A 6,311-nucleotide genomic window follows, 5' to 3' on the forward strand; every position below is an offset into this window, starting at 1 on the left:
AGTACCCGTCGCCCGAGGCGACCGCACCGAGGAGTCCTGTTGACCGCCACCCACGAGCCCGCTGCGGGGACCGTCATACCCGTTGGCGAACCGCAGCCCGCCCCGGGGGCCACCCCGTCCCGCACCCCGCTGGTCGCCAAGGCCGCCGCCGAACTGGTCGGCACGGCGGCCCTGGTAACGGTCGTGGTCGGCTCCGGCATCCAGGCCACCGAGCTGACCCACGACGTCGGCCTCCAGCTGCTGGCCAACTCGCTGGCCACCGTCTTCGGGCTCGGCGTCCTGATCGCCCTGCTCGGTCCGGTCTCCGGCGCGCACTTCAACCCCGCCGTCACGCTGGCCGAGTGGTGGACGGCACGGCGGGGCGGCGCCGGAGTCACGCTTCGGGAAGCGGTTGTGTACGTCCCCGCGCAGATCGTCGGCGCGATCGCGGGCGCCGTCCTGGCCGACGCGATGTTCGGCGAGCAGCTGGTGAAGTGGTCCACGCACGACCGCTCGGCAGGGCACCTGTTGCTCGGTGAGGTCGTCGCCACTGCCGGGCTGATCTTGCTGATCTTCGGCCTGGCCCGTACCGACCGGCTGCGCTTCGCCCCGGTGGCCGTCGCCTCGTACATCGGCGCCGCCTACTGGTTCACCTCCTCCACGTCCTTCGCCAACCCGGCGGTGACCATCGGCCGCGCCTTCACCGACACCTTCGCGGGCATCGCGCCGGGCTCGGTCGCGGGCTTCATCGGCATGCAACTCCTCGGCGCGGTGGTCGGACTGGCGTTGGTGGCGCTCATCTTCATGCCCGGCCGACCCGAGGCCGAGCAGCCCGCCGCATGACACAGACGACGCAGGCTGTGGTGATCGGCGGTGGCCAGGCCGGACTCACCGCCGGATACCACCTGCACCGATGGGCATCGAGTTCGTCATCCTCGATGCCCAGCCCACGCCGGGTGGTGCCTGGCAGCGCACCTGGGAGTCGCTGCATGCGGGTGGCGGCCGACTTGGGGACCTGGAGCGCACGGACGGTGATCAGCGCGACCGGTACCTGGTGGCGGCCCTTCCTCCCGGCGGTGCCCGGGCGAGGGGACTTCGGCGGCGCGCAGCCGCACACCGTCGAATACCGCACGCCGCAGGAGGTCGCGGGTCGCCGCGTGATCGTGGCCGGGGCGGCAACTCCGCCGCGCAGATCGCCGCCGACCTCGCCTACGACACCGAGCTGACCCGGGTCACCCGCCGGCCGCCCCGCTTCCTGGCCGACGACATCGACGGCCGCGCTCTGTTCGACGCCGCCACCGCCCGCCGCCGCACCCTCGACGAGGGCCGTACGGACACTGGTGGCGTCACCTCGCCCGGCGACATCGTCGCCGTCCCGCCCGTACGCGCGGCATGCGACCGCGGCCTGCTCAAGGCCACGCCCATGTTCACCCGCCTCCTCCCAGGAGGCGTCGAATGGGCCGACGGGACACGGGCCGAGGCCGACATGATTATCTGGTGTACAGGCTTCCGCCCGGCACTCTCCCACCTCGCCCCACTCAAGCTGCGGGACACGCGTGGCCACATCCTCACCGCCGGTACCCGGGCCGTGGCCGAACCACGCCTGCACCTGCTCGGCTACGGCGACCTCATGGCTGTTGGGGTTGCGGATCGCCGCGTAACACTCTTCAGCAAACGCCATGGCTCCGCGGTGGACACTGCGGAAGGTGTCGCTCCCGTCGTCCTCCATGAGCCGCAGCCGGGGTCGGTCCGCCTTCGGGGACCGGGGAGGGCCGGAGCGGCGCTTCCGGTGCATGGCGGTTCTGGGGGTTCGTAGTCAGTCAGATGGAGAAACCGGGCCAACTCGTTGCGCGCCCAGGGGATGTCCATGCCCATGGCCCTCTGGTGGCCGTCCGGTGACGGCTATCAGGCGATCTTCAGCATCTGTGCCATGGCAGCCACCACCGACGGCTCCACCCGGTAGTACACCCAGGTGCCGCGCCGCTCGGAGGCCAGCAGCCCGGCCTCCTTCAGCTTCTTCAGGTGGTGGGAGACAGTCGGCTGGGAGACGCCGACGTCGGAGATGTCGCACACGCACGCCTCGCCGCCCTCGTGCGAGGCGACCAGCGAGAACAGCCGCAGCCGCACCGGGTCGCCGAGCGCCTTGAACATCGCCGCGGTCCGCTCCGCCTCCTCGGCACTCAGCGGACGCTCCGTCAGCGGCGGGCAGCATGGTGGCACCGCTTCAGCAGCATCAGGTTCGAGCAGCGGCAGAACCTTCGTATTCGACATGCGTCTATGTTGACACATGTCGAATCAGAGAGGTGGGGTCGCGCCGGGGTCAGCCCGGCTCCGGCCGGATGGACGGCCGGGCGACGGCGGGCCGCTGGCACCGCGAATCGCGCCGCACAGGGAGATCGACGGCGGACTGGGCTGCCCCGCCGGCCCGGCATGCGTCAGGCGCGGGTGCGTGAGGGGCACGCTTTCGCGACGTAGTGATAGTGGGTGGGCGTGCTCGCCCAGGCTGCCGAAGGAGCTGGCCGTCACCGCTGACGGCAATGTCGGTGACTCCGCAATCGATCTCCAGTTTCGATGAATGTCTATGTTGACGCATGTCGAATCAGGTGCGATGCTGGCCGCGCAAGACATCGACAAACGTCGAAGCAAAGGGGAATCGTCGTGACTGTGGCTTCTGACGAAGGGCTCACCACCGGCCAACTGCCCGTCGCGGTCATCGGAGCCGGCCCCGTCGGCCTGGCTGCCGCCGCCCACCTCGTCGAACGCGGCGTCGAGCCTCTGATCCTGGAAGCCGGGCCGGCCGCGGCGGCCGCGGCGCGTGAGTGGGGCCATGTCCGGCTGTTCTCCACCTGGGGCGAGGTCACTGACCCGGCCGCCGAGAAGCTCCTCGCACCGACCGGCTGGACCAAGCCCGACGCGGCCACGTACCCCTCCGGTGGCGACTGGGCCGAGCAGTATCTGCAGCCGCTGGCCGACGCCCTGGGCGACCGTGTGCGCTACCACACCACGGTGACCGGGGTCTCGCGCGCGGGACGCGACCGTATCGTCGACGCCGACCGCGAAAGCCAGCCCTTCGTCCTGCACCTCACCACCGCCGACGGCGAGGAGGAGCGCATCTTCGCGCGCGCCGTCATTGACGCCTCCGGCACCTGGACCAAACCCGGCCCGGCCGGGGCCAGCGGTCTGCCCGCCCTCGGAGAAAGGGCCGCTGCCGACCGCGTCACCTACCGCGTCCCCGACCTCAAGGACCCGGCCGTCCGCACTCGTTACGCGGGCAAGCGCACCGCCGTCATCGGCTCCGGCGCCTCCGCCTTCACCGCGCTGGCCACCCTCGCGGACGTCGCCAAGGACGAGTCGGGCACGCATGTGGTGTGGTTGCTGCGGCGTGGCATCAGCGGTTCCACGTTCGGCGGCGGCGGAGCCGACCAGCTGCCCGCCCGCGGCGCGCTGGGGCTGGCAGCGAAGGCCGCGGTCGACAACGGATACGCCGACGCGGTCACCGGATTCCGCACCGAGGCCATCGAGCGGGCGGACGACGGACGGCTCATCCTGGTCGGCGAGGACAGCCGACGCCTCGACCCGGTCGACGAGGTCATCGTCCTGACCGGCTTCCGCCCCGACCTCGCCTTCCTCTCCGAGATCCGCCTCGGCCTCGACGAACGCCTCCAGGCGCCCCTCGGCCTGGCGCCGCTCATCGACCCCAACCAGCACTCCTGCGGCACCGTCTACCCGCACGGCCACAAGGAGCTGTCCCACCCCGAACACGGCATCTACCTGGTCGGCATGAAGTCCTACGGCCGCGCCCCCACCTTCCTGGCCATGACCGGCTATGAGCAGGTCCGCTCCGTCACCGCCGCCATCGCCGGAGACCTCGAATCCGCAGACCGCGTCGAACTCACCCTCCCCGAAACAGGAGTGTGCGGAGGAGCCGGCCTCTTCGACGACCCCGCGGCAGGCCAGAGCGACGGCGGAGGCTGCTGCACCCCGGCACCGCAACTCGTACAGCTCGGCATCGGTGCCCCCACCACGGCCGCTGCCACCGAGGACTCATCGTCCGGTGGTTGCTGCTGAGCCTGAACCCCGGCTGCCCCAGCCGCCATGGCCGGGGCACTTCCACTCCTACGGCAGGAGGATCGCCATGTCCCGAGTACAACTCGCCCTGCGCGTCCCCGACCTTCAGGCCTCGATCGCCTTCTACAGCAAGCTGTTCGGCACCAAGCCGGCCAAACTCCGCGACGGCTACGCCAACTTCGCCGTCGCCGAACCCCCGCTGAAGCTCGTCCTTGTCCAGGGCTCGCCGGGCGAGGACACGCGGATGGACCACCTCGGCGTCGAAGTCGAATCCTCCGAAGCCGTCCACGCCGCGACCACCCGTCTCACAGACCAGGGCCTGGCGACCGACGCGGAGGACGACACCACCTGCTGCTACGCCCTGCAGGACAAGGTGTGGGTCCACGGCCCCGGCCAGGAACCATGGGAGGTGTACGTCGTCAAGGCCGACGCCGACACCCTGACCAAGCAGCAGGGCAGCACCTGCTGCGATGCCGCCGGGTCGCGGACTGGGCCGAGGCCGACAACGTCGAGCTCGCCCACACCCCGACCAACCCCTCAATGACTAGGTGGTCGTCGGTTCCCGGGCGGCCGTGACGACGGCTGCCAGGTCTGCGCCCGCTCGAAGTAGCGCCACGGACCGTGTGGCGATCTGGTCAAGACGCTGTCGCAGGATGCGTTCGGTCTCTCCCAGGCCGTCGAGTCGGTGCAGGGAGTCCATGATCTCGCGCACTGCGGGAACGCTGTAACCGGTGCTGCGGAGGGCCGCAACGATTCGGGCCGCTCTGGCGACTGAAAGACCGTAGCGGCGTGCTCGCAGCGACGTCACTCGCTCGGGGGTGACAAGCCCTTCCTGCTCCCAGAACCGCAGGGTGGAGGGACGTACATTGAGCGCTCCGGCGAGCTCTGTGATCGTCATCGCGTCACTCTCTTGCTCGAACTCGGGTGTGTTCGCTTCGGCCTGGATCGTACGCAACGCTTGTTGAGCGCGCAGGGCCTCCTCTCGTTCCCGCGCGAGCCGAACATGGACCGTGTTGATCGCTGAGGCTGCCTCCGCGATCGTCTCTGTTCGCAGTTCCGCGAGCATCTGCCGGGCTGTGACAGGGCCAACAGCACCTGCGAGTCCTCGGTAGGCGCGAAGGGCGTGCACGTGCAGCGGTGTGTAGGAACGGTAACCGTTGCTCGATCGAGCGGCTGGGGGAATGACTCCCAGCCGCTCCAGGTCGCGAACCTGTTGCACCGAGTACCCCGACTCCATGGCGACATCGGCGGTTCGGAGCGGTACCCGTTGCGAACCGCTCACCAGCTCGCCCATCAGCCAACCCCACATAAGCACTTGAAGGTGATGCTTGAACCATGAGTATGGAACAGATCATCGCGACCGTGCGAGGCTTCGCCGGCGCGCTCGTGGTCATCCCGGAGCCGGGCAGCGACTTCCCCGAGCTCGCATGGGGGGATGCGTTCTTCTACTACGCCCCCGACGGCCAGATGCCTCAGAACGTCCAGCCTTACGGAACGATCGTCATCAAGAACTACCCCGACGACGCCGCTTCCGACCTTGCCCCTCCGGGCCGTTGGCGCTTGAACATCCACGCCGACCGTGCGACGTTCCGGGAGCTCACGGGGGAGGAGCCGCGCAGCCTCACCCGACCTCGCGACTACGCAGCCGCCGACAGCGTGATGCCGCACCCGGTATACGGGGCACTCGGCTGGATCTCTGTCGTCAATCCTGGTGAGAGGACAACGGACACGGCCGTGCAGCTTCTACGCAGCGCCCACGACGCCGCTCGTGCAAGGCAGTAGGTGAGGACCTCGCCCCCGACCGGCTGCCTCGTTTCGGAGTCTGACCTCCGACCGTACGACCGGGAAGTCATCGTCAACCGGTCGGCGCAGGCGTCAATCGGGCAGCTCGCCTGCCGTCAGGTCGCAGGATTCCCACAACACCTGGACCCAGCCGAGTGCGGCCCGGGTGGAGGCCGTCACCCGGGCCGAGCTGGTCGAGGTGAGGGTTTCGCCGGTCAGGTCGACGTTCCCCGGGTCCTCGCCGACCGGCTCGCCCGGCGACCGGAGGACCGACGGGTGGACCTCAAGCAGGTCCAGGCCGGGCTCGTGGTGCCCTCCGACGGCGGCATACCCGTGCACCCCTGGGTTTCCGGCGGCGGCATACCCGTGCACCCCTGGGTTTCCGGCGGCGGCATACCCGTGCACCCCTGGGTTTCCGGCGGCGGCATACCCGTGCACCCCTGGGTTTCCGGCGGCGGCATACCCGTGCACCCCTGGGTTTC

6 protein-coding genes and 2 pseudogenes are annotated in these 6,311 nt (G+C 69.9%); 5 read left to right on the plus strand and 3 right to left on the minus strand.

The genetic code is table 11. The features are described from left to right. Positions 1–39: 39 nt before the first annotated feature. Positions 40–822 (plus strand): MIP/aquaporin family protein, encoded by a 783-nt coding sequence (locus tag ABZ656_RS08285; RefSeq protein ID WP_101407404.1) that lies wholly within the window; start codon positions 40–42, stop codon positions 820–822. Then, positions 819–1,606, plus strand: a pseudogene (locus ABZ656_RS08290) (NAD(P)-binding domain-containing protein); the annotation flags it as partial. The gene ABZ656_RS08285 and the pseudogene ABZ656_RS08290, both read left to right, overlap by 4 nt. A gap of 278 nt (positions 1,607–1,884) precedes the next feature. Here the strand turns inward: ABZ656_RS08290 and ABZ656_RS08295 are convergent. Further along, positions 1,885–2,250, minus strand: a complete 366-nt coding sequence (locus tag ABZ656_RS08295; RefSeq protein ID WP_101407403.1) for a metalloregulator ArsR/SmtB family transcription factor — start codon at positions 2,248–2,250, stop codon at positions 1,885–1,887. 387 nt (positions 2,251–2,637) lie between these two features. Here ABZ656_RS08295 and ABZ656_RS08300 point away from each other — a divergent pair, with 387 nt between their 5' ends. Both ABZ656_RS08300 and ABZ656_RS08305 read left to right on the plus strand, forming a co-directional pair. Continuing rightward, the gene (locus ABZ656_RS08300) at positions 2,638–4,047 is read left to right on the plus strand and encodes an NAD(P)-binding domain-containing protein (RefSeq protein ID WP_360265740.1); all 1,410 of its coding nucleotides are present in this window, start codon (positions 2,638–2,640) and stop codon (positions 4,045–4,047) included. Positions 4,048–4,114: 67 nt separating this feature from the next. Then, a complete protein-coding gene (locus tag ABZ656_RS08305; protein ID WP_101407401.1) occupies positions 4,115–4,591 on the plus strand; it encodes an ArsI/CadI family heavy metal resistance metalloenzyme in 477 nt (158 codons plus the stop codon). Here ABZ656_RS08305 and ABZ656_RS08310 read toward each other — a convergent pair whose 3' ends face one another. Continuing rightward, positions 4,592–5,341 (minus strand): MerR family transcriptional regulator, encoded by a 750-nt coding sequence (locus ABZ656_RS08310; RefSeq protein WP_360265743.1) that lies wholly within the window; start codon positions 5,339–5,341, stop codon positions 4,592–4,594. A gap of 47 nt (positions 5,342–5,388) precedes the next feature. Between ABZ656_RS08310 and ABZ656_RS08315 the strand changes: the two genes are divergently transcribed. Then, positions 5,389–5,829, plus strand: a complete 441-nt coding sequence (locus ABZ656_RS08315) for a DUF6194 family protein (protein ID WP_101407399.1) — start codon at positions 5,389–5,391, stop codon at positions 5,827–5,829. Positions 5,830–5,922: 93 nt separating this feature from the next. Here ABZ656_RS08315 and ABZ656_RS08320 read toward each other — a convergent pair. Beyond that, positions 5,923–6,311: pseudogene (locus ABZ656_RS08320) on the minus strand (hypothetical protein); the annotation flags it as partial.

The sequence above is a fragment of the Streptomyces sp. NPDC007095 genome (assembly GCF_040634475.1).
In the GTDB taxonomy this organism is placed as follows: Bacteria; Actinomycetota; Actinomycetes; order Streptomycetales; family Streptomycetaceae; genus Streptomyces.